The organism is Pseudoxanthomonas sp. Root630 (assembly GCF_001427585.1).
Classification (GTDB): domain Bacteria; phylum Pseudomonadota; class Gammaproteobacteria; order Xanthomonadales; family Xanthomonadaceae; genus Pseudoxanthomonas_A.
Genome location: NZ_LMGY01000015.1, coordinates 58,530 through 80,623, shown reverse-complemented (window position 1 = coordinate 80,623; position 22,094 = coordinate 58,530). Strand labels below are relative to the sequence as shown.

Genomic DNA, 22,094 nt, shown 5'->3' with positions numbered 1-22,094 from the left:
GCATGCGCACGGTCACGCGAGCTTGAGCGTGTCCGGGTAAGGCGGAGTATCCGGGTAGTCGCCCGCCGCGAGGTGCGACTGAAGGTCGCGCCACCAGCCAGGCTGGAACAGCGCGCCGTGCGCGGCCTTCAGCGCTTTCGCCTGCGGCCCGGGCAGGCCGAGGAACTGCGGGAAACGCTCCGGGAACACATCGCCCGCGTCCACATGGAACCACGGTGCATCGGCCATCTGTTCCTCGTAGCTCTCCGCCTGCGGCCAGTCGCGGAACCGGCAGTCGGTGACCAGCCGCAGTTCGTCGTAGTCGTAGAAGACCACGCGGCCGTGCCGGGACACGCCGAAGTTCTTCAGCAGCATGTCGCCGGGGAAGATGTTGTTGCGCGCCATGTCGCGGATCGCCTGGCCGTAGTCGAGCGCGGCGGCGCGTGCCGCCTCGGGCTTCTGCTCGCGCAGGTAGAGGTTCAACGGCCGCAACCGGCGCTGCACGTAGCACAGGTCGATGACGAGGTCGTCGCCGTCCTCGCTGACGCTCTGCCCACAGCTCTCGCGCAGTTCCTGCAGCAGGGCCGGCGCGAATCGCGCGCGCGGAAAGCGCAGGAAGCGGAACGCCTGCGTGTCCAGCAGGCGACCGACGCGATCCAGGTGGAAGACCAGGTCGTACTTGTCTTCCACATCCTGCCGGCTCATCGCCTTGGGATAGGCGAAGCGGTCGCGGATCACCTTGAACACCAGCGGATAGCTGGGCAGGGTGAACACCGCCATCACCATGCCGGGCGTGCCTTCGGCATGCACCAGCCGTTCGTCCGGATGCGCGGCGAAATGGTGGAAGAAGGTGCGATAGCGCTCGGTCTTGCCCTGCTTGGCGCGGCCGAGCACGGTGTAGATCTCGTCGATCGGTTTGCCCGGCAACAACGAGCGCAGGAACACCACCGCATCGCCGACCGTCGCCAGGTCGGCATGGAAGTAGCTGCGCGAGGTGCCGAACAGGTGCGCCACGTCGGCGCGATGGGTCAGCACGGCTTCCGCCTTCAGTTGGCCGCCCTCGTTCACCAGCGCGATCACGCAGGGCGAGAACCGGTGTTCGCCGAACACCCGGCCGACCAGGTAAGCGCGGCGCTCGCGGTAGAACACCGTGTCCAGCAGTTCGATGCCGCGTACCGGCTGCGCGCCCCAGTGCGCCAGGTCGTCCTGCAACCGCACCGCGATCGCCGCCGCGCAGCGGGTGCGGTGCGCGTAGGGCACGTCGAAGCCGTAGTCCGCCAGCACGCGCGCGAAGGTATCGGTGGGTCGCTGTTCGGAGACCGCATAGCTGTGGCGCGCGACCGGGTGGGTGATCGCGTCGGTGGGTTCCACATCGAGCGCGACGAACTCCAGCGCCGGATCCACGCCGCGGATACGCAGGAAGCGGCGGCTGAGCGTGTTGTAGAAAGTCTTGTAGAGCTCGCGGTCGATCTGGCCGGCGACCAGCGTCTCGAAGGCCGCGCGCGCGGCGATCCACAACGTCCGGTCGTGCGCCCGTCCCAGCAACGCCGACTGCAGGCGCAGGGCGCACTCGGCGATGCACTGGTCGTACAGCGCGATGCGTTCGACGGCATCGCTGCGGGCAGCGGCCCAGTCCTGCGTTTCGAAGCGGTGCTTCGCGCGCTGCGTGATCTCGGCGAACCGCGCGTGGTAGTCCGCGAAGGCGTCGTGGATCAGGCGGGCGATGGCATCGGCAGGGACCATGCGCACGATGTTAGCCGGCACGCGCTGGAGTCATCGCTCCACCGCGATGCCGGCCTGTTCCAGCAGCCAGCTGCGCACCTTGCGGAAACCGGGATGGGCCAGGCTGCGTTCCGGATACACCAGGTAGTGGGCGAAGTCGGCCTGCAGCCGTTTCTTCGTCAGCGTCACCAGCCGGCCGGCCTTCACCAGCGGCTCGGCCAGCGTCCAGCGGGCCAGTGCCACGCCCACGCCTTGCGCCGCTGCCTGGTGCAGCGTTTCGGTGTCGTCGAACTGCGCGACATAGCGCGCTGGCGGCTGTCCGCCGAAATGCTCGAACCAGTCTTTCCACCGATTGGCCGGATCGCCGAGCAACGGCAGCTTCGCCATCTGGTCCGGGGCCGGCCGGCCGTGCTGCTTCAGCAAGCCGGGGCTGGCGACCGGGGTGATCCATTCGTGGAAGAGGAACTCCGCGTGCACGTTCGGCCAGCGTCCACCGCCGAGCCGCAGCGCCAGGTCCACCGGCTCGCGCTCGAAATCCACCACGTGCGTGCTCGATTGCAGATTGAGGCCGAGTTCCGGATGCTGGGCCAGGAACGCCGGCAGGCGCGGCACCAGCCAGGCGGTGGCCATGGAGGGGATCAGGCTCAGCGTCACGGTGTGGTCGTTGCGCAACGTGGCGCGCCGCAGTGCGTGATCGATGGTGTCCAGCGGTCCGGAGATCGCATCGAACAGCCGCTGGCCTTCGGGCGTCAGTTCCACGCCGCGGGGGCCCCGCGCCAGCAGCTTGTGGCCCAGCCGCTGTTCCAGCAGCCGCATGCGATGGCTCAACGCGCTGACCGTGAGGTGCATCGCTTCGGCGGCACGGGTGAGATTGCGCAGGCGCGCCGCCGTCACGAAGGCGTCCACCTGGTCCAGCGGCAGTCGGCTCATCTTGAATCCATCTCAAGGCTGGCTTGCGGAGCTTTCGCTTTTTAGGCGCCGATCATGCGCCTACCTTGGGAGTCCTTCAAGCCGGACACCGGCGCCGCGGAGCAGTCCCATGCAAACCGAAACCAAGAAGCAGTGGTGGCAGCAGCTGGGTGGAATGAGCCAGGGCATGTTGTTCCTGCAGGGTCATATCGCCCACCCCGACAGCCCGCCGCCGGAATCCGCCCACCGGCACCACGTCCATGACGCGGCGGGCAAGGCGAGGCATCAGCGGGCGGTGCAGCGGTTGGGCGCCCGGCGCCTGCATTTCATCGTCTCGTTGCTGTCCGCCGAGCGGCCCGTTCCCTGAAGGATGCTCGGCATTTCGGCGCCGGGTCGCAGAGGGCGTTGAAGCATGTCCTCGTGGGAGCGACGTGAGTCGCGATGGACTGCCGCGGAGGCCCGACGCGATCTATGTCGCTCCCCCGTCGATCCCGATGCCCGTCGGCTCATGCCTTCACGTAAACCCAGGCATCGCGGCCGGATCTCAGGCGCACCTGCACGCGCTGGTAATCGGCGACTTCGTAACGGTCCGCCGCCGCGAGTTCCTCGGCGCTGATGCGGAAGACGGTCCCGTCCACTTCATCGGACGGATCGCCGCTGGCGCTGACGATGGGATGGAAGCGTTCACCGCTGGCGGCGAGCACCGCGGGGTCGGTGATCTCCACCATCGTCCGCGCGTAGCCGGGCACCGCATCGGGTTCGCCGTCGAGGCGGCGGCCGAACGAGGACAGCTGCACGCTTTCGAGCTGCAGCGTGCCGTAGGAAAACAGCAGGATGTCGGTGGTGTCGGTCATCGCGGGATGCGTCGGATAGCGGCAACGAGCATGATGGTCGCCGAAAACACGACGCCCGGCACGAGGCCGGGCGTCGGGTGCGACGGTAAAGGCAGCGCCGTCAGGCCGACAGCGTCGCCAATGCGTCGTTGAACGTCTTGCTGGGACGCATCGCCGCGGCGGTCTTCGCGATGTCGGGGTGGTAGTAGCCACCGATATCCAGCGCCTTGCCCTGCGCGCCGTTCAACTCGCCGAGGATCGTGGCTTCGTTGTCCGCCAAGGCCTTCGCCAGCGGCGCGAACGTCGCCTTCAGTTCGGCATTCTCGTCCTGCGCGGCCAGCGCCTGCGCCCAGTACAGGGCCAGGTAGAAGTGGCTGCCACGGTTGTCGAGCTCGCCGACCTTGCGCGCGGGCGAGCGGTTTTCGTCGAGGATGCGGCCGTTGGCCACGTCCAGCGCGTTCGCCAGTACCTTGGCGGGCGTGTTGAGGTAACGCTGGCCCAGGTGCTCCAGCGATGCGGCCAGCGCGAGGAACTCGCCCAGCGAATCCCAGCGCAGGTAGTCCTCTTCCAGGAACTGCTGCACGTGCTTCGGCGCCGAGCCGCCGGCGCCGGTCTCGAACAGGCCGCCACCGGCCATCAGCGGCACGATCGACAGCATCTTCGCGCTGGTGCCCAGCTCCATGATCGGGAACAGGTCGGTCAGGTAGTCGCGCAGCACGTTGCCGGTCACCGAGATGGTGTCCTCGCCCTTGCGGGTGCGTTCCAGCGACACCTTCATCGCCTCGACCGGCGGCAGGATACGGATGTCGAGCGCGTCCGTCGTGTAGTCCTTGAGGTACTGCTCGACCTTGGCGATCACCTGCGCATCGTGCGCACGGTCCTTGTCCAGCCAGAAGATCGCCGGCGTCTTGCTCAGGCGCGCGCGGCCGACGGCCAGCTTCACCCAGTCCTGGATCGGCGCATCCTTGGTCTGGCACATGCGCCAGATGTCGCCGGCTTCGACCTTCATGTCGAACACGACCCGGCCCGCGTCGTCGGTGACGCGCACGCTGCCGTCGGCGGGGATCTGGAAGGTCTTGTCGTGGCTGCCGTATTCCTCGGCCTTCTGCGCCATCAGGCCGACGTTGGGCACGCTGCCCATCGTGGCGGGGTCGAACGCGCCGTGCGTACGGCAGTCGTCGAGCACCGCCTGGTAGATGCCCGCATAGCAGCGGTCCGGGATGACGGCCTTGGTGTCCTGCAGCTTGCCTTCGGCGTTCCACATCTTGCCGGAGTCGCGGATCATCGCCGGCATCGAGGCGTCGACGATCACGTCGCTCGGCACGTGCAGGTTGGTGATGCCCTTGTCGGAATTCACCATCGCCACGGCGGCGCCATCGGCGTAGACGGCCTGCAGGTCGGCCTTGATCGCTTCCTGCTGGTCGGCGGACAGCGTACCCAGGCGCGCGTACAGATCGCCGATGCCGTTGTTGGCATCGAAGCCGATCTGCTCCAGCACGGCGGCATGCTTGGCCAATGCGCCCTTGTAGAACTCGTTGACGACCACGCCGAACATGATCGGGTCGGAGACCTTCATCATGGTGGCCTTCAGGTGCAGCGAGAACAGCACGCCCTGGGCCTTGGCATCGGCGATCTCGGCAGCGATGAACGCGGCCAGCGCCTTGCGGCTCATCGACGCGGCATCGACGATCTCGCCGGCCTTCACCTTCACCTTGTCCTTCAGCACCGTGACGGTGCCGTCTGCGGCGACCAGCTCGATCTTCAGCGCGCCTTCGTTGGCCAGCGTGGCCGACTGCTCGCTACCGAAGAAATCGCCGGCCGCCATGTGGGCGACGTGCGACTTCGAATCGGCGCTCCACGCGCCCATGCGGTGCGGGTGCTTGCGGGCGAAGTTCTTGACCGACAGTGGCGCGCGGCGGTCGGAATTGCCTTCACGCAGCACCGGGTTCACCGCGCTGCCCTTGACCTTGTCGTAGCGCGCCTTGGCGTCCTTTTCCTTCTCGTCCTTCGGCTCGTCCGGGTAGTCCGGCAGCGGGTACCCCTGCGCCTGCAACTCCTTGATGGCGGCCTTCAGCTGCGGCACCGAGGCGCTGATGTTGGGCAGCTTGATGATGTTGGCTTCCGGCTGCGTCGCCAGCTGGCCCAGTTCGGCCAGGTCGTCGCTGATCTTCTGCGCGTCGGCCAGGTACTCGGGGAACTGCGACAGGAGGCGGCCGGCCAGCGAGATGTCGCGGGTTTCCACGGCGATGCCGGCGGGGGCGGTGAACGCCTCGACGATCGGCAGCAGCGACTGGGTGGCGAGGAACGGGGCTTCGTCGGTAAGGGTGTAGATGATGCGGGGCGTATCCGACATGGGGATCAGGACTCTCGACAAGGGGCGATGGGGAACTCAGCGCGCCATTGTCGCGTGTCGCCGCACGCAGGGCAAAACGAGGGGGTATGGATGGGGCCTATGTGTCCCGGGACAGCATCCCGTGCCGGGACGGTTGCGGTTGGAACCGACCGCTGCCGGGCGCCGCACAAAAAAAGCGGGCGTGGATTACTCCACGCCCGAGCTTGCCCCACACACGTGGGAGAGAGACTTGCCTTGCTGGTTACTTGATTTCGATTTCCTGCGTCATGCCGACCGACTGACCATTGAGGGTCACGTCGACCTTGTACTTGCCGGCAGGCCAGTCGGTGGCTTTGGTGAACTCGACGTTGGTGGTGCCGCCGTCTTCGGCCTTCACCGTCGTGGACTGCTTGCCGGCCTCCTGGCCATCCTGATACGTCAGCTTGGCGTCGATCGCGGCATTGGCCGGCGTCGCAGCATCGGTCTTCACCGACACGATGATCTTGTCCTTCACACCGAAGGTGCTGACCGCGGCGACAGACTTATCGGCGGCGGCGGCGTTGCCGACCGTGACGCTGGTCGCGCTGACCGGGGCCGGTGCCGGTTCGACAGGCGCTGGTGCCGGTGCGGGCTCCACGACGGCTGGCGGCGTGGCAACGGGCTCTTCCTTCTTCTTGCAGCCGACCAGGGCAACGGTACCGACGAGCGCGGCGGCCAGGGCATAGGAGATGCGGTTCTGCTTCATGGGTTCTCTATCCTTGTGGATGAAGTGGAGGGGCGATCAGGCTTCGGCGGGCTTCGGCGGCAACTTGATCACCTGCCCCGGGAAGATGCGGTCCGGATCCTCGATGACGTCGCGGTTCGCTTCGAAGATCTGCTTCCATGCATTCGCGCTGCCGTAATGCGCCTTGGCGATCTTCGAGAGCGTGTCGCCCTTCTCGATGGTATAGCTCTGCTCACCGATGATCTCTTCGGTGCTGTCGACGCGTGCGGTGACGTCGGAGAAATCAGCCTTCTCGACGATCTGTTCGGTCGACGTTACCTTGGCGCTGACGTCCGAAAAGTCGGCCTTCTTCTCTGTGCTCATTGCAACCACCCTTCCTGGCGGGCTGTGGGATGCGCAAAGCGTTGCACGCGCTCTGTTAAGAATCCATAGCGCGCGCGTGAAATCGCCTCAAGTGTTAGTTGAGTAACGCTACTGTCGTAAATCGCGTTTCATGAGCGGGACATTCATGTCGGCGGTAGCCCGCCAGGGATTGATGTCCAGGCCGCCCCGGCGGGTGTAACGGGCTTCCACCGACAGCGAGGCCGGGTGGCAATGCGCCAGCACGTCGTGAAAAATCCGTTCGACGCATTGTTCATGGAACTCCGCGTGGTCGCGAAAGCTCACCAGATAGCGCAGCAGCTCGACGCGGTCGATGCGCGGACCCCGGTAGCGGATTACCACCGTGGCCCAGTCGGGCTGGCCGGTGACCGGGCAGTTCGATTTGAGCAGTTCGGACGACAGCACCTCATCGACCTGCACTTCCGGATCGGCGGCCAGGAATTCCGCACGCGGCGGCCCGTAGTGGTCGATCTCCACGTCCAGGCCATCGAGGGATTCGCCCTCCGGCGCCTCCGCCATCGGCGGCAGGCCGAACACCACGCCCACGTCCGCGCCGGCACGCGCCGACAGGTCGGTGGCGATGCGCTCGAGCACCGCGGCATCGCTGTTGAAGCGCGTGCTGTTGAGCGAGTTGAGGTAGAGCTTGAGCGACTTGGATTCGATCAGGCACGGCGACGTGCACGGCACGGTCAACGTGGCGGTCGCCACCCGCGGCTTGCCCCGGGCATCCAGCCAGCTCAGTTCGTAGGCGTGCCAGCGATCGTGGCCCGCGAACGGCAGGGCATCGGCGGCGATGCCGATTTCGTCGCGCGCGCCCTGGCGCGGGATCGGGAAGAGGAGGGTGGGGTCGTAGTGCGCGGGATACGCGACCTCGCGACCCAACGAGGAATCCTGGGGAGTGCTCATGCCGTCATTCTACGGACGGCGCCTAAAGCGGCGGTGTATAACTCCCCCGTCTCCAGCGAGGACGCGACGATGAAGGCATGGGTGGCCACCGGGTTGTGCGTACTGCTGTCGGCCTGCGCCAGCGGACCGGCCACGGGCGGCGGACCGCCGTCCGACACGTTGCCGGACGACGGCATCGTCCGGCCCCAGGGCAAGGCACCGGTGGAGATGCGCGTCGGGCAGGTGCTGGAGATCGCCCTGACGTCCAATGCAAGCACCGGCTATCAATGGACATTCACCGCAGACGGCACCCCGATGCTGGCGCGCACCACCGGCCCCGCGACCCCGCCGCCGATGGATACGCAACCCCCGATGCCTGGCGCCTCGTCGATCGCACGCTGGTGGTTCCGCGCGGAGAAGCCGGGCCAGACAGCGGTGCGGCTCGAATACCGGCGGCCTTGGGAGAAAGTGCCGCCGGTGGAAGTGGCCGAGTACGAGATCCACGTCCGCTGACGGCGCCGCAGGGTCGCATTCGCTTTCCGCGCAAGGCAAAGTGAAGCCTCCCCCGAAGGCCAGGGAGGCCGACATGACGTTCAACGCGACCTTCCTGCTGTTGTCGATGGCGGCGGCGGTTCCCGGCATCGCGCAGACCCCGCCCGCCGCCAGCGCGACGCCGGCGGTTCCACCTTCTGTCCCCCCGGCGCCTGTGGTGATCTCGCCCGTGCCCGCGCCCGATCCCCTGTACGCCACGTGCCTCGGCGATCTCCGCATGCTCGCAGAGAAACAGGGCATCGCGCCGGCCAGCTTCGATACCTACACACAGGGCCTCGCCGCCGACATGAGCGTGCTGGACCTGCTGGATGCGCAGCCGGAATTCACTACGCCGCTGTGGGACTACCTGGCGGCCCTGGTCGATGACCAGCGCGTCGCCGATGGCCAGGCCATGCTGGCGACGCATCGCGACCTGCTGGACCGCGTGGCGCTGGCCTACGGCGTCGATGCCGCCACGGTGGTCGCGGTCTGGGGCGTGGAGAGCGACTACGGCCGCGTGTTCGGCAAGCGCCCGTTGCTGGTGTCGCTGTCGACGCTCTCGTGCTTCGGTCGGCGGCAGGCGTTCTTCCGCGGCGAGTTCCTCACCACACTGAAGCTGCTGCAGGCCGGCGACATCCGCGCCGAGGGCCTGACCGGATCGTGGGCCGGGGCCTTCGGCCACACGCAGTTCATGCCCAGCACCTATGCGCGCATCGCGGTCGATTTCGACGTCGATGGACGGCGCAACCTGATCGACAGCATTCCCGATGCGCTGGCCTCGACCGCCAACTACCTGGTGACGTCCGGCTGGCGCACCGGCGAGCCGTGGGGCTACGAAGTGAAACTGCCACCGGGCTTCGATCCCGCACAGGCCGGCCGCACCAATCGCAAGCCGCTGCCGCAGTGGACCGCGCAGGGCATCGCCCGCGTCGATGGCCAGCCGTTGCCTGCGGATGATCGCGCCGCGGCGGTGCTGGTGCCGACCGGCATCGCGGGCCCTGCGTTCCTCGTGTTCAAGAACTACGACGCGATCTATTCGTACAACGCGGCCGAAAGCTACGCGCTGGCGATCGCATTGCTGGCCGATCGCCTGCGCGGCGGCACGGGGTTGGTGACGGCCTGGCCGACGGACGATCCCGGCCTGGGCCGCCCGCAGCGCCGCGAACTGCAGACGCTGCTGCTCGCGCGAGGGCACGCGATCGGCGCCGCCGACGGCATGATCGGCACGCAGACGCGGCGCGCGATCGTCGTTGAACAACAGCGTCTTGGTCTGCAGCCCGCAGACGGCCGCGCCGGTGCGAAAATACTCGCCGCGCTGAAGGCGGAAGGGCCGCCCGTCGCGCTACCGGAGCCGCGAAAACCGTGAGGGCATTACCCGAAGGCATCACCCAGGAACGCTGGCAAGGCATCGAGGTGCTGCGGGTGGAAACCCCGTCGTCCCTCGCGCACATCAGCCTGCACGGCGGACAGGTGCTGTCGTTCGTGCCGACGGGTTTCGACGACCTGCTCTGGGTGTCGCCGACCACGACGATGCCGCCGAAGGCGATCCGCGGTGGCGTGCCGGTGTGCTGGCCCTACTTCGGCCGGCAGGGACAGCCCGACGACGCACCCCAGCATGGGCATGCGCGCATTTCGCGCTGGCCGCTGACGGACGTGCGGCGCGAGACCGATGGCAGCGTCGTGCTCAAGCTCGCGTTGCCGCTGCGCGATGGCGTGCCGCTGGAACTGATCCAGACCGTGCACGTCGGTCGCGACCTTCGACAGAGTCTGGATACGCTCCATCGCGGTGAAGCCCCCATCGTGCTGACCCAGGCGTTGCACACCTACTTCCGTGTCGGCGACGCGCTGCAGGTGCGTGTCACCGGCCTCGATGGCCTGCGCTATGCGGACAAGTTCGACGGGCGTACGCATGTGCAGACGGATGACTGGACGCTGCACGACCCGCGCGATCCAGGCCGCAGCGACCGCATCTACACGGGTACCGGCCATCGCTTCGATCTGCTCGATCCCGTGGGCAGCCGACGCATCCGGCTGGACACCTTCGGCAGCCGTTCGCTGGTGGTATGGAACCCGGGCGAAGCCGGCGCGGCCGCCATCGGCGACCTGCCCGACGACGGCTGGCGCTCCTTCGTCTGCCTGGAGGCCGCGAATGCCGGCGAGGACGCGATCGAGCTGGAGCCCGGCCAGCGCCACCGCCTGAGCCACGTGATCTCCGCGACCCCGCTGTAACCCGCCGCGGCGCGCCATCGGCAAGGGCGATGCCCTACACTTGCGCACCTTTTCGCCGGTTCGCTCCGTGAACGCCGAAGCTCCCGCACACGCAGGCCGCCGCGCCGCCCTGGTCTTCATCTTCGTCACGGTGCTGATCGACATCCTGTCGTTCGGCGTGATCATCCCGGTGTTGCCGGATCTGGTGAAGCAGTTCACCGGTGGCGATGCGGCGCGCGCTGCGATCTGGGTCGGGATCTTCGGCACGGTGTTCTACGCCATCCAATTCATCAGCTCGCCCGTGCAGGGCGCGCTGTCCGACCGCTTCGGACGCCGGCCGGTGATCCTTCTTTCGTGTCTGGGCCTGGCCGCCGACTTCGTCCTGATGGCGGTCGCCGGCACGTTGCCGCTGCTCCTGCTGGCGCGAGTCTTCTCGGGTGTCTTCTCGGCGAGTTTCACCACGGCGAACGCGTACATCGCCGACGTCACTCCGCCGGAGCGGCGCGCGCAGGCCTTCGGCATGATCGGCGCGGCGTTCGGCGTGGGGTTCGTCATCGGTCCCCTGATCGGTGGCGCGCTGGGCGACATCGATCTGCGTCTTCCGTTCTGGTTCTCCGCAGGGTTGGCGATGTTGAACTTCCTCTACGGTTGGTTCGTGCTTCCCGAATCGCTCGCGCCGGAGAAGCGGACCAGCCGCATCGACTGGAAGCACGCCAATCCCTTCGGTTCGCTGGTGTTGCTCAAGCGCTATCCGCAGGTGTTCGGCCTGGTCGCCGTCGTCTTCATCGCGAACCTCGCGCACTTCGTCTATCCCAGCGTGTTCGTGCTGTTCGCCGGCTACCGCTTCCAATGGGGCCCGAAGGAAGTCGGCTGGGTGTTGGCGGCGGTGGGCGTCCTGAGCGTCATCGTGAACGCCCTGCTGATCGGACGCGTGGTGAAAAGACTCGGCGAGCGCAGGACATTGCTGCTTGGCCTGGCGTGTGGCGCGCTCGGCTTCGTCGTTTACGGCTGGGCACCGGCCGGCACCGCCTTCCTGCTCGGACTGCCCATCAGTGCGCTATGGGCGCTGGCGACGCCCGCGACACAGTCGTTGATCACGCGTGAAGTGGATGAGCGTGAGCAGGGACGCATGCAGGGCGCGCTGATGAGTCTCGCAAGCCTGGCGGGCGTCATCGGCCCGCTGTTGTTCGCGGGCACCTTTGCGCTGTTCATCGGCAAGCAGGCGCCCGCCCATGTCCCCGGTGCCCCGTGGTTTCTTGCCGCGATCCTGCTGTTCTGCGGCATGCTGGTCGGATGGCGATTCGCGCGGCCCAGACCGCAGACGCCCACGATATGAAAGAAGGCCGCCCTGGGGCGGCCTTCTTCGTTGCGCAGCGAGGGCGATGGATCAATCGTTCTCGACGTGGATGATCTCGCCGGTGTTGGCGGCCAGGTGGATCTCGACGTCGTTGCCGTCGGCGCGTTCGGCCTCCGCCTTCCAGACGCCGTCGTCGAAGTCGACGTCATGCACCTTGGAATAGCCGGCGGCCGCCAGCTTCGCCTTGACGTCGTTCTCGCTGAGATTGGAGACCAGCTTCTCGGCCACGATGTCGCCGCTGGCCGGGTTGATGCGCACATCGACGCGGTCTCCGTTGGCGCTGGTCGCATCGGTCTCCCACTGGCCGTCTTCGAAATCCAGGTCGTCGATGCTGGTGTAGCCCTTCTCGGTCAGCAGGGCGCGCACCTGCGGCTCCTTCAACGCGTCCTTGCCGGCGGTCGGCGCAGGCGCCTGCGCGAACGCGGCGCCGGACAGCGCGGCGAGGGCGGCGAGCGTCAACAGGCGATGGCGGTGGCGAATGGTCTGCATGGAAATCTCCTATCGGGATGGCGTGGACCGATCCTGCCCGCGCGCCCATCACCCCCAGGTGAATCCGTGCCGCTGAAACTGAACACTCCACGCCGCGTTCACCCGCATGAGCGGCGCACAAACACGCGCTAGGTGCGACGCAGCACCAGCAGCGTCACCACGCCCGCGAGCAGGCCCCAGAACGCGGAACCGATGCCCGCGAGCGACAACCCCGATGCGGTGACGAGGAACGTCACCAGTGCGGGCTCGCGCTCTGCTTCCTCGCGCAATGCCGCCGCCAGGCTGTTGCCGATGGTGCCCAGCAGCGCGATGCCGGCGATGGCGAGGATCAGTTCCTTCGGGAAGGCGGCGAACAATGCCGCCACCGTCGCACCGAACAGGCCGACGATCAGGTAGAACACGCCGGCCGCGATGGCCGCCACATACCGGCGCGCTGCATCTTCATGCGCTTCGCGGCCCATGCAGATCGCCGCCGTGATCGCGGCCAGGTTGAGCGCGAACGCACCGAACGGCGCCAGCACCAGGTTGACCACGCCGGTCCAGCCGACGACCGGCGAGATCGGAATCGGATACCCGGACGCGCGGATCACCGCCACGCCGGGGACGTTCTGCGAGGCCATCGTCACGATGAACAACGGCAGCGCGATGCCGACGATGGCGGCGAACGAGAACGTCGGGGTCGTGAAGATCGGCTTCGCCAGCTGCAACGACAATCCGTCCACGCGCAGCAGCCCCAGCGCACCCGCGAACGCGATACCGACCAGCAACGTGAGGATCACCGCATACCGCGGCAGCAGGCGGCGTGCGAGCAGGTAGACCGCGAACATCGTCAGCACCATGCCGAGTTGCGTCTTCATGGACGCGAACGCGTCGATGCCGAAGCGCAGCAGCACGCCGGCCAGCATGCCGGACGCGAGCGACACCGGGATGCGGCTGATCATCCGTTCGAAGAAGCCGGAGAATCCGCACACGGTGATCAGCAGCGCCGACAGCAGGAACGCGCCGATCGCATCCGACAGCGGTAACCCGGCGACGCTGCTGATCAGCATGGCCGCGCCGGGCGTGGACCACGCGGTCACCACCGGCATGCGGTAACGCAACGACAGGCCGATGCAGGTCAGGCCCATGCCCAGGCCGAGCGCCCACATCCACGACGAGATTTCTTCCGGCGACGCGCCCAGCGACTGCGCCGCCTGGAACACGATCACGGCCGAACTGGCGAAGCCGACCAGCACGGTGACGAAGCCGGCCGCGATGGCGGAGGGTGAGAGGTCTTTCAGGAGATGGCGAGGTGTGGCGCTCATACGTTGCTGCTGTTCCTGTAGGAGCGACGTAAGTCGCGACCGCGAGAATGAAACTATCCGTTTCTATGAATCTGCTGAAGGGGTCATCCGCAGGAGGTCCGGGCGTGCGGTCGCGACTTACGTCGCTCCTACAACAGCATGGCGCTTGTTGACCGCTTCGCACCATCGTCGCGCGACGGCCAGCGACGTGGTGCACACCGCTTCGTCGGTCACCGTGGTCACCGCGCGCTCCAGCAACTGGATATCGGCCTCGTGCTGGCGCGCCACGTGCGGATCCTCGAAGAAGATCACGCGCTGGCAGCGATGCTCCAGCACGCGGTCGGCGATCTGGGCGTCGCCGCCGAGCGGGCCGCTCTGGAAGCGCTCCACCCAGGGCACGTCCTGCGGCCAGCCGCGGCTCCAGGCCAGTTCGTTGAGGCGCAGGCCGGTGGTGCCGGTCGCCATGCGGTGCGCGAAGCGCGACAGCACATCGAAGTGCGCGTCGGCGAACGCGAGCATCTGCGGCTTCATCGCATCGTGCGCGATCAGCGCCAGCGTCTGCGACTCCAGCGCGTGGAAGCGGTCCGCGCCACGGTCGGGCGCGAGGCCGGCGTGGATGCGCTCCATCTCGATCCAGTCGCGCGCCGAGGCCACCGTCGACAGGAACGGCTTGCCGTGGATCACGCACTGGCGCTTCAGCGCCGTGGCTTCGGGGAAGATCGAGGACGGATCGACCGGATCGATGAAGTAGATCGCACCGTCGAGGCTGCGCTCGGCGCCTTCCAGGCCGACGACCTCCGCCACCAGCTTCATCAGCCCGCCATCGCGGCCGTACGGATACCGCTTGAGCCCGTCGTAGCCGCGCAGCATGCCGGCGGCGGCGATCGCATCATGCGTGCGTCCCACCGCATGCAGCGCGAGCCGCAGGTCGCGGATGCCGGGCTCGCACGCCCGCAGCCAGCGGAACAGCGCCGCGTCCTCGGTGTGGTGGTGAAGACGGTTGGCGGCCAGTCCGAGGCGCATGCGACGACATCGTTGAGTGGGAGAACGCCAGTCTAAGCCAAGCCCCGCGGGCCGTGCAGGATCAGGCAAGGACGCGCGGGAAATCGGCATTGTCCGTAACAGAGGGCTACCTAGAATGGCCTGCCCATTCCCCGACCGGAGAATTCCATGAGTGCTGCTCACGGTTATGCGGCGCGCAGCGCCGATCAACCCCTGACCGCGTTCGCCTTCGAGCGCCGCGAACCCGGCCCGCACGATGTGCGCATCGATATCCTGTATTGCGGCGTCTGCCATTCGGATCTACATACCGCCCGCAATGAATGGCGCAACACGCTGTATCCATCGGTCCCGGGCCACGAGATCGTCGGCCGCGTCAGCGCGGTCGGTAACTCGGTAAGGGACTTCAAGGTCGGCGACCTGGCCGGCATCGGCTGCATCGTCGACAGCTGCCGCGAATGCGCCTCCTGCCGCGCGGGAGACGAACAGTACTGCGAGACCGGTTTCACCGGGACGTACAACGGTTCCATCTTCGGGGGTACCGAGAACACCTACGGCGGCTATTCGGACCAGATCGTCGTCGATGAGAAGTACGTGCTGCACATCACCCACGACGAAGACCAGTTGGCCGCGGTGGCGCCGCTGCTGTGCGCCGGCATCACCACCTATTCACCGCTCGCCCACTGGAAGATCGGTCCCGGCAAGAAGGTGGGCGTGGTCGGCCTCGGCGGCCTGGGCCACATGGCGGTGAAGATCGCCAAGGCGATGGGCGCGCACGTGGTGCTGTTCACCACCTCGGAGAACAAGCGCGAGGACGCGCTGCGCCTCGGCGCGTCGGAAGTGGTGGTGTCGCGCGATCCGGATCAGATGGCGGCCCAGGCGGCCAAGCTCGATTTCATCATCAACACGGTAGCCGCGCCGCATGACCTGGATGCGTTGCTCAATACGCTGGCGCGCGACGGCACCATGGTGCTGGTAGGCGCACCGGCCACGCCGCATCCTTCGCCGAACGTGTTCGGCCTGATGCTCAAGCGGCGGTCGCTGGCCGGCTCGGCCATCGGCGGCATCCGTGAAACCCAGGAAATGCTGGAATTCTGCGCCAAGCACGGGATCGTGTCGGACATCGAGGTGATCCCGATGGACGCGATCAACGACGCCTACGAGCGCATGCTGAAGGGCGACGTGAAGTACCGCTTCGTCATCGACATGGCGACGCTGAAGGCTTGAGCCACGCCGACGAAAAGAGCCGGGCATCGCCCGGCTCTTCGTTCAGGAGTTCAGCAGCAACGTCGCGATGCTGCCCGCCGCGTCGCGTCCCTCGGCGACCGCGGTGACCACCAGGTCGGCGCCACGCACGGCGTCGCCGCCGGCGAACAGCTTCGGGTGCGTGGTCTGGAAGGGCAGGCGATCGCCGCCGCCGGCGACGATGCGGCCGTTCGGCGTGCCTTCCACGCCCACGTCCGCCAGCCACGACGGCACGGTCGGCGAGAAACCGAACGCGATGATCACCACGTCCGCTTCCAGCACCGATTCGCTGCCTTCGACCGGCACCGCGTTCTGGCGGCCGCGTTCGTCGGGCTCGCCGAGCTTCGTTTCGACCACCTGCACGCCGGCGACCTTGCCGTCGTCGCCGGCCACGATGCCGAGCGGCTGGCGGTTGAACAGGAAGCGCACGCCTTCCTCGCGCGCATTGGCGACTTCACGCGCGGAACCGGGCATGTTGGCCTCGTCGCGGCGGTAGGCACAGGTCACCTTCGCCGCACCCAGGCGGATCGCACTGCGCACGCAGTCCATGCCGGTATCGCCGCCGCCGAGCACGACCACGCGCTTGCCTTGCAGATCCGGCAGCTGCAGCTTGTCTTCCCAACCGGCGATGGCGCGGCCCCAGGGATCGTTGCCGCTGACGATGCGGCCGTTCTGCACCAGGAAGGGCAGCGCCGGCAGCACGCCGTCCAGGTCCTGGCCGGGCAGGCCACCGTCGGTATAGCGGTACGCGCCGGTGCCGAGGAAGACCGCGTCGTACTCTTCCAGCAGCTGCGCGAGCGTCAGGTCGCGGCCGATCTCCACGCCCAGGCGGAATTCCACGCCCATGCCTTCCAGCACCTCGCGACGCTGCGCGATGACGCTCTTGTCGAGCTTGAAGCTGGGAATGCCGAACTGCAGCAGGCCGCCGATCTGCTCGTAACGGTCGTAGACCACGGCCTGGATGCCGGCGCGCGCCAGACGATCCGCGCAACCGAGGCCGGCCGGCCCCGCCCCGACGACGGCGACGCGCTTGCCGGTCGGTTGCACGTCGCTCAGGTCCGGGCGCCAGCCATTGGCCAGCGCGGTATCGACGATGTACTTCTCCACTGCACCGATGGTGACCGCGCCGAATTCCTCCAGCGTGCAGCTGCCTTCGCAGAGGCGGTCCTGCGGGCACACGCGGCCGCAGACTTCCGGCAGCGGGTTGGTGGAATGGCAGAGCGCCGCAGCTTCCTCGATGCGGTTCTCCTGCACCAGCTGCAGCCACTGCGGGATCGCGTTGTGCACGGGGCATTTCCAGCTGCAGTAGGGATTGCCGCAGTCGAGGCAGCGACCCGCCTGGTACTGCGCTTCCTCCTTGCCGAACTTGCCGTACAGCTCGCCCCAGTCGCCGGACGTGCGCAACTCGAGCGGGATGCGCTGCGGCATCGTCCGCGGCAGGTCGAGGAACTGGAATACCTGCTTCTTGCTCATGAGGACAGTACCTGCTGTCCCTCTCCCTTGACGGGAGAGGGTGGCCGAAGGCCAGGAGAGGGTGAGCCGGAGCCCGTTGCAGCAAAGCGCCACGTCATCGCGTCGAGTGCACGGAGAGGAAGGCACGCGTCGCTGCGCTCGCGTCCCCTCTCCTGCCCTGCGGGCATCCTCCCCCGCAAGGGGGGAGGAGAGAGGTGGAGCGTGCTCACGCCGCCCTCCGCAGGGTCTCGTTCAACGAATCGATGCTCGCGGCCTTCGGCTTCACCAGCCAGAACTTGCCCACGTAGTCGCGGAACTCATCGAGGATCTGCTGCGCCCAGATGCTGCCGGTCAGTTCGCGATGGCGGCTGATCAGCGTGTGCAGGTGCTGGCGATGGCTCTCGAAGCCTTCCGGGCTGATGCGGTGGATGTCGATCAGTTCGTGGTTGTAGCGGTCGACGAAATCGCGGTCCAGGTCGAGCACGTAGGCCAGGCCACCGGTGAAACCGGCGCCGAAGTTCAGGCCCACCTTGCCCAGCACCAGCACGATGCCATCGGTCATGTACTCGCAGCAGTGGTCGCCGGCGCCTTCGATCACGGCCAGCGCGCCGGAATTGCGCACGCCGAAACGCTCGCCCGCGCGACCGGCGGCGAACAGCTCGCCACCCGTCGCGCCGTACAGGCAGGTGTTGCCGATGATGGGTGTGTTGCGAGCCTCGAAGCGCGCGCCGCGCGGCGGACGCACGACCAGCCGGCCGCCGGCCATGCCCTTGCCCACGTAGTCGTTGGCTTCGCCTTCCAGCTCCATCTGCAGGCCGCCGGCGTTGAATGCGCCGAAGCTCTGCCCCGCGGTGCCGCGGAAGCGCAGGTTGAGCGGCGCATCGGCCATGCCCTGGTTGCCGTGCTGGCGCGCGATGGCGCCGGACAGGCGGGTGCCGATGCTGCGGTCGGTGTTGTGGATCAGGAAGCGATGGTCGCCGCCGCTCTTCTTGCGGATCGGCTCGGCGAGCAAACCATCGAGCTGCGTGGCCAGGCTGTCCGGCGATTCGTACAGGCGTTGCGCCGCGCAGCTGCTGCTGTCGAACTGCGCACCCTTCAGCAGGCGCGACAGATCGACGTTCACGCCTTCGCGGGGCGACACGTCGAGTTGCTGCAGCAGGTCGGTGCGGCCGACGATCTCGTCGAGCGAACGCGCACCCAGGTACGACAGCCACTGCCGCACTTCCTCGGACAGCAGGCGGAAGAAGTTCTCCACGCGCTCGGGCAGGCCGGTGAAGTACTGCGTGCGCAGGCGCTCGTCCTGCGTGGCCACGCCGGTGGCGCAGTTGTTGAGGTGGCAGATGCGCAGGTACTTGCAGCCCAGCACGATCATCGGACCGGTGCCGAAGCCGAAGCTGTCGGCGCCGAGCAGCGCGGCCTTGACCACGTCCAGGCCGGTCTTCAGGCCGCCGTCGGTCTGCAGCACGGTGCGGTCGCGCAACTGGTTCACGACCAGCGCGTGGTGCGCTTCGGCCACGCCGAGTTCCCATGGCACGCCCGCATAGCGGATCGAGCTCACCGGGCTGGCGCCGGTGCCGCCGTCGTGGCCAGAGATGGTGATCAGGTCCGCGCCTGCCTTCACCACGCCGGCGGCGATCGTGCCGACGCCCGCATGGCTGACCAGCTTCACCGAGACCAGGGCCGTCGGGTTGATCTGCTTGAGGTCGTAGATCAGCTGGGCGAGGTCTTCGATCGAATAGATGTCGTGGTGCGGCGGCGGCGAGATCAGGCCGATGCCGGGTTTGGCGTAGCGCAGGCGCGCGATCAGCTCGTTGACCTTGTGGCCCGGCAGCTGGCCGCCTTCGCCGGGCTTGGCGCCCTGCGCGACCTTGATCTGCAGCACTTCGGCATTGACCAGGTACTCCGGCGTCACGCCGAAGCGGCCGGAAGCCACCTGCTTGATCTTGCTGCGCTTCTCGGTGCCATAGCGCGCGGGGTCTTCGCCGCCTTCACCGGAGTTGCTGCGGCCGCCGAGCCGGTTCATCGCGATGGCGAGCGCCTCGTGCGCTTCCGGCGACAACGCGCCCAGCGAGATCGCCGCGGTGTCGAAGCGACGCAGCAGGTCGGTGGCGTCGGCTACTTCGTTCAGCGGGGTCGGCGTGTCGGCTTTCTTCAGCTGCAGCAGATCGCGCAGTGCCGAAGGCGGGCGCGAGTTCACGGCGTCCGCGTAGGCCTGCCAGTCGCGGGCGTCGCCGGTGCGCGTCGCGCGCTGCAGCGTCATCACCACGTCCGGGTTGTACATGTGGTACTCGCCGCCGTGCACGTACTTCAGCAGGCCGCCGACTTCCGGCGATTCGCGGTCGTTCCACGCACGCGCATCGAGCTGGCGCGCCTCCAGGTCGAGGCGTTCGAACCCCACGCCGCCGATCCGCGACGGCGTCTCGGCGAAGCACAGGTCGACGACGTCCGGATCCAGGCCGACGATTTCGAACAGCTGCGCGCCGCGGTAGCTGCTGATGGTGCAGATGCCCATCTTCGAAATGATCTTCGACAGGCCCTTGTAGATGCCCTTGCGGTAGCTGCGGCCGATCTGCGCCTGCTCGCCGCCCTTCTTGATCTGCAGGATGCCGCGCCGGCCCAGGTCGAACAGCGTCTGGTAGGCCAGGTACGGATACACCGCGGTGGCGCCCACGCCGATCAGGCAGGCCATGTGGTGCGGATCGCGTGCGGTGCCGGTCTCGACGATCAGGTTGGCGTCGCAGCGCAGGCCCACGCGGCAAAGGTGGTGGTGCACGGCGCCGGTGGCGAGCAGCGCATGCGCCATCGGCCGGCCCGGCTGCGGGTAGCGGTCCGACAGCAGCAGCATGACGTCGCCGTCGCGCGCCGCCTGTTCGGCCTCGCGGCAGATCCGCTCCAGGCCGGCCTTCAGGCCTTCCTCGTGCGAATAGGACAGGTCGATCAGGCGGTTCTTCTCGACGTACTGCGGCATCTTCAGCAACTGCCGCAGCTTGCGCTGGCTCAGCACCGGCGAATTGAGGATGACGTGGTTCACCGTCTCCGGGCCGGCGTGGAAGATGTTGGTCTCCCGGCCCAGCTGGGTGGTCAGCGACATCACGCAGTCTTCGCGCAGCGGATCGATCGGCGGGTTGGTGACCTGCGCGAACGCCTGCCGGAAGTAGTCGTACAGCGGGCGCGTCTGCCGGCTGAGCACCGCCATCGGGGTGTCGTCGCCCATCGAGCCGGTGGCTTCCTGCTCGGTCTCGGCGAGGGGACGCAGCACCTGCTCCACTTCCTCGGTCGAGAGCTGGAACAGCTTGTGGTAGCCGCGCAGCGTGCGTTCGTCGAAGGGTTCCTCGACCAGCGACGGATCGATCAGCTCGGTCTGCAGGTAGGTCACGCCCTGGTGCAGCCACTGCTTGTACGGCGCGCGGCCGCGGTTGATGCGGTCCACCGCTTCGCTGTCGAGCAGGTCGCCGCGGCGCAGGTCGATGGCCATCATCTCGCCCGGACCGAGCTTGCCCTTGCGGGTGACGCGTTCGGCCGGCACTTCCCACACGCCGGCTTCGCTGGCGACGATGAAGTGGCGGTCGCTGGTCAGCATCCAGCGCGCGGGACGCAGGCCGTTGCGGTCCAGCGTGCACGCGGCATAGCGCGCGTCCATCGAGACGATGCCGGCCGGGCCGTCCCACGGTTCGGTGTTGAGGCCGTAGAACTCGTAGAACGCGGCCAGGTCGGCGTCCTTGAATTCCAGCGACTGCGTCGCCGGCGGCACCAGGATGCGCAATGCCTGGATCAGCTCCATGCCCCCGGCGACCAGCAGCTCCAGCATGTTGTCCAGGCTCTGGGAATCGGAGCCGTGCATGGAGATGACCGGGTCGAACTCGCCGATGTCGAAGCGCGGCGTCTTCCACACCTTGCTGCGCGCCTGCGCCCAGCGGCGGTTGCCCTCGATGGTGTTGATCTCGCCGTTGTGCGCCAGCAGGCGGAACGGGTGCGCCAGCGGCCAGCGCGGCAGCGTGTTGGTGGAGAAGCGCTGGTGGAACACCACCGCGCTGCTGGCCAGCTCGCTGCGCTGCAGGTCCGGAAAGAACGTCGACAGCTTGTCCGGCAACACCATGCCCTTGTAGCCGATCGCATGCGGCGACAGCGTGACCACGTAGAAATCGGGCACGGTCGTGCGCAGCTGCTGTTCGGCCCGGCGGCGCGCGAGGAACAGCGCCAGCGCGAAGGCTTCGTCCTTTTGCCCTTCGTCGGCCTCGACGTAGAGCTGTTCGATGCGCGGCAGCGTGTCCTTGGCCAGCTGGCCGCAGACGGCGTCGTTGGTGGGCGGCACGCGCCAGCCCTTCACCGCCACGCCGGTGCGGAACAGTTCGGCTTCCAGGGCGGCCCGGCACTGCGCGGCCTGCACCTCGTCGTGCGGCAGGAACACCAGGCCGGCGGCGAAGCGCGCGCCCAGCGCGATGCCGGATTCGGCGGCGAGCGCGCGGAGGAAAGCCTCCGGTTTGCGGATCAGCAGGCCACAGCCGTCGCCGGTGAGGCCGTCGGCGGCCACACCGCCACGATGGGTCATGCGCGAGAGCGCGGCGATGGCGGTATCGACCAGCGCACGCGAGGGCTGGTCGTCGAGCTGCGCGATCATGCCGAAGCCGCAGGCGTCGCGTTCGTCGTTCGGGTCGTAGAGACCCTGGTCAAAGCCGCCTTGGCGATTGCGAGGGGCCATGTCTTGCCTCAAACCGGAGTGACGGCGACACCGTGCCCTGCCCGCGCAGCGGCACTTCGAAATGTC

General features: G+C 67.6%; 18 protein-coding genes. 6 read left to right on the top strand and 12 right to left on the bottom strand.

Annotated elements, in window-relative coordinates:
• Positions 1-12: 12 nt before the first annotated feature.
• Together aceK and ASD72_RS10590 are read right to left on the bottom strand one after the other, a co-directional pair.
• Positions 13-1,722 carry a bifunctional isocitrate dehydrogenase kinase/phosphatase gene (gene aceK, locus ASD72_RS10595; protein WP_056879920.1) on the bottom strand — a complete coding sequence of 570 codons (1,710 nt, stop codon included), beginning with the start codon at positions 1,720-1,722 and terminating at the stop codon, positions 13-15.
• Positions 1,723-1,752: 30 nt separating this feature from the next.
• On the bottom strand, positions 1,753-2,631 hold the full coding sequence (locus ASD72_RS10590; RefSeq protein WP_056879919.1) for a LysR substrate-binding domain-containing protein: 879 nt from the start codon (positions 2,629-2,631) through the stop codon (positions 1,753-1,755).
• Positions 2,632-2,740: 109 nt separating this feature from the next.
• Between ASD72_RS10590 and ASD72_RS10585 the strand changes: the two genes are divergently transcribed.
• Positions 2,741-2,977: a hypothetical protein gene (locus ASD72_RS10585; RefSeq protein WP_056879918.1), complete on the top strand. Its 237-nt coding sequence runs from the start codon at positions 2,741-2,743 to the stop codon at positions 2,975-2,977.
• Positions 2,978-3,116: 139 nt separating this feature from the next.
• On the opposite strand, the gene ASD72_RS10580 is transcribed toward ASD72_RS10585, so the two are convergent.
• The 5 genes from ASD72_RS10580 to queF all read right to left on the bottom strand — a co-directional run bounded on the left by ASD72_RS10580 (position 3,117) and on the right by queF (position 7,786).
• The gene (locus ASD72_RS10580; RefSeq protein ID WP_056879917.1) at positions 3,117-3,464 is read right to left on the bottom strand and encodes a gamma-glutamylcyclotransferase family protein; all 348 of its coding nucleotides are present in this window, start codon (positions 3,462-3,464) and stop codon (positions 3,117-3,119) included.
• A 100-nt stretch (positions 3,465-3,564) separates the two neighbouring features.
• Positions 3,565-5,796, bottom strand: coding sequence for an NADP-dependent isocitrate dehydrogenase (locus ASD72_RS10575; protein ID WP_056879916.1), 2,232 nt, complete (start codon positions 5,794-5,796; stop codon positions 3,565-3,567).
• Positions 5,797-6,037: 241 nt separating this feature from the next.
• Positions 6,038-6,520, bottom strand: coding sequence for a hypothetical protein (locus ASD72_RS10570; RefSeq protein WP_056879915.1), 483 nt, complete (start codon positions 6,518-6,520; stop codon positions 6,038-6,040).
• A 36-nt stretch (positions 6,521-6,556) separates the two neighbouring features.
• On the bottom strand, positions 6,557-6,862 hold the full coding sequence (locus ASD72_RS10565) for a LysM peptidoglycan-binding domain-containing protein (RefSeq protein WP_056879914.1): 306 nt from the start codon (positions 6,860-6,862) through the stop codon (positions 6,557-6,559).
• A gap of 108 nt (positions 6,863-6,970) precedes the next feature.
• Entirely contained in the window at positions 6,971-7,786 is an 816-nt protein-coding gene (gene queF, locus ASD72_RS10560; RefSeq protein WP_056879913.1) for an NADPH-dependent 7-cyano-7-deazaguanine reductase QueF, read from the bottom strand.
• A 33-nt stretch (positions 7,787-7,819) separates the two neighbouring features.
• On the opposite strand from queF, the gene ASD72_RS10555 reads away from it, so the two are divergent.
• The 4 genes from ASD72_RS10555 to ASD72_RS10540 all read left to right on the top strand — a co-directional run bounded on the left by ASD72_RS10555 (position 7,820) and on the right by ASD72_RS10540 (position 11,840).
• On the top strand, positions 7,820-8,278 hold the full coding sequence (locus tag ASD72_RS10555; protein ID WP_162250378.1) for a protease inhibitor I42 family protein: 459 nt from the start codon (positions 7,820-7,822) through the stop codon (positions 8,276-8,278).
• A gap of 73 nt (positions 8,279-8,351) precedes the next feature.
• Positions 8,352-9,662, top strand: coding sequence for a lytic murein transglycosylase (locus ASD72_RS21515; RefSeq protein ID WP_235577996.1), 1,311 nt, complete (start codon positions 8,352-8,354; stop codon positions 9,660-9,662).
• A complete protein-coding gene (locus ASD72_RS21510; RefSeq protein ID WP_056879911.1) occupies positions 9,659-10,525 on the top strand; it encodes a D-hexose-6-phosphate mutarotase in 867 nt (288 codons plus the stop codon). Before ASD72_RS21515 ends, ASD72_RS21510 begins: the two co-directional genes overlap by 4 nt.
• A 40-nt stretch (positions 10,526-10,565) precedes the next feature.
• The gene (locus ASD72_RS10540; protein WP_056879910.1) at positions 10,566-11,840 is read left to right on the top strand and encodes a TCR/Tet family MFS transporter; all 1,275 of its coding nucleotides are present in this window, start codon (positions 10,566-10,568) and stop codon (positions 11,838-11,840) included.
• A gap of 51 nt (positions 11,841-11,891) precedes the next feature.
• On the opposite strand, the gene ASD72_RS10535 is transcribed toward ASD72_RS10540, so the two are convergent.
• From ASD72_RS10535 to ASD72_RS10525, 3 genes are all read right to left on the bottom strand, one after another.
• A complete protein-coding gene (locus ASD72_RS10535; RefSeq protein WP_056879909.1) occupies positions 11,892-12,350 on the bottom strand; it encodes a PepSY domain-containing protein in 459 nt (152 codons plus the stop codon).
• Between the two features lie 128 nt (positions 12,351-12,478).
• On the bottom strand, positions 12,479-13,654 hold the full coding sequence (locus ASD72_RS10530) for a benzoate/H(+) symporter BenE family transporter (protein WP_056879908.1): 1,176 nt from the start codon (positions 13,652-13,654) through the stop codon (positions 12,479-12,481).
• Positions 13,655-13,771: 117 nt separating this feature from the next.
• On the bottom strand, positions 13,772-14,656 hold the full coding sequence (locus tag ASD72_RS10525; RefSeq protein ID WP_056879907.1) for a methylglyoxal synthase: 885 nt from the start codon (positions 14,654-14,656) through the stop codon (positions 13,772-13,774).
• A 147-nt stretch (positions 14,657-14,803) separates the two neighbouring features.
• Between ASD72_RS10525 and ASD72_RS10520 the strand changes: the two genes are divergently transcribed.
• Positions 14,804-15,859: an NAD(P)-dependent alcohol dehydrogenase gene (locus ASD72_RS10520; RefSeq protein WP_056879906.1), complete on the top strand. Its 1,056-nt coding sequence runs from the start codon at positions 14,804-14,806 to the stop codon at positions 15,857-15,859.
• Between the two features lie 42 nt (positions 15,860-15,901).
• Here the strand turns inward: ASD72_RS10520 and ASD72_RS10515 are convergent, their stop codons facing one another.
• Complete coding sequence (locus ASD72_RS10515; protein ID WP_056879905.1) at positions 15,902-17,350, bottom strand: FAD-dependent oxidoreductase; 1,449 nt, start codon at positions 17,348-17,350, stop codon at positions 15,902-15,904.
• Between the two features lie 205 nt (positions 17,351-17,555).
• Complete coding sequence (gene gltB, locus ASD72_RS10510; protein ID WP_056879904.1) at positions 17,556-22,028, bottom strand: glutamate synthase large subunit; 4,473 nt, start codon at positions 22,026-22,028, stop codon at positions 17,556-17,558.
• Positions 22,029-22,094 lie beyond the last annotated feature (66 nt).

Excerpts from the sequence above, each read along its gene's own strand:
- ASD72_RS10585 (WP_056879918.1), top strand. The coding sequence starts at position 2,741 with ATGCAAACCGAAACCAAGAAGCAGTGGTGGCAGCAGCTGGGTGGAATG.
- ASD72_RS10530 (WP_056879908.1), bottom strand. The coding sequence starts at position 13,654 with ATGAGCGCCACACCTCGCCATCTCCTGAAAGACCTCTCACCCTCCGCC.
- ASD72_RS10535 (WP_056879909.1), bottom strand. The coding sequence starts at position 12,350 with ATGCAGACCATTCGCCACCGCCATCGCCTGTTGACGCTCGCCGCCCTC.
- ASD72_RS10575 (WP_056879916.1), bottom strand. The coding sequence starts at position 5,796 with ATGTCGGATACGCCCCGCATCATCTACACCCTTACCGACGAAGCCCCG.
- queF (WP_056879913.1), bottom strand. The coding sequence starts at position 7,786 with ATGAGCACTCCCCAGGATTCCTCGTTGGGTCGCGAGGTCGCGTATCCC.
- ASD72_RS10570 (WP_056879915.1), bottom strand. The coding sequence starts at position 6,520 with ATGAAGCAGAACCGCATCTCCTATGCCCTGGCCGCCGCGCTCGTCGGT.
- ASD72_RS10580 (WP_056879917.1), bottom strand. The coding sequence starts at position 3,464 with ATGACCGACACCACCGACATCCTGCTGTTTTCCTACGGCACGCTGCAG.
- ASD72_RS10565 (WP_056879914.1), bottom strand. The coding sequence starts at position 6,862 with ATGAGCACAGAGAAGAAGGCCGACTTTTCGGACGTCAGCGCCAAGGTA.
- gltB (WP_056879904.1), bottom strand. The coding sequence starts at position 22,028 with ATGGCCCCTCGCAATCGCCAAGGCGGCTTTGACCAGGGTCTCTACGAC.
- aceK (WP_056879920.1), bottom strand. The coding sequence starts at position 1,722 with ATGGTCCCTGCCGATGCCATCGCCCGCCTGATCCACGACGCCTTCGCG.
- ASD72_RS10515 (WP_056879905.1), bottom strand. The coding sequence starts at position 17,350 with ATGAGCAAGAAGCAGGTATTCCAGTTCCTCGACCTGCCGCGGACGATG.
- ASD72_RS10520 (WP_056879906.1), top strand. The coding sequence starts at position 14,804 with ATGAGTGCTGCTCACGGTTATGCGGCGCGCAGCGCCGATCAACCCCTG.
- ASD72_RS10525 (WP_056879907.1), bottom strand. The coding sequence starts at position 14,656 with ATGCGCCTCGGACTGGCCGCCAACCGTCTTCACCACCACACCGAGGAC.
- ASD72_RS21515 (WP_235577996.1), top strand. The coding sequence starts at position 8,352 with ATGACGTTCAACGCGACCTTCCTGCTGTTGTCGATGGCGGCGGCGGTT.
- ASD72_RS10590 (WP_056879919.1), bottom strand. The coding sequence starts at position 2,631 with ATGAGCCGACTGCCGCTGGACCAGGTGGACGCCTTCGTGACGGCGGCG.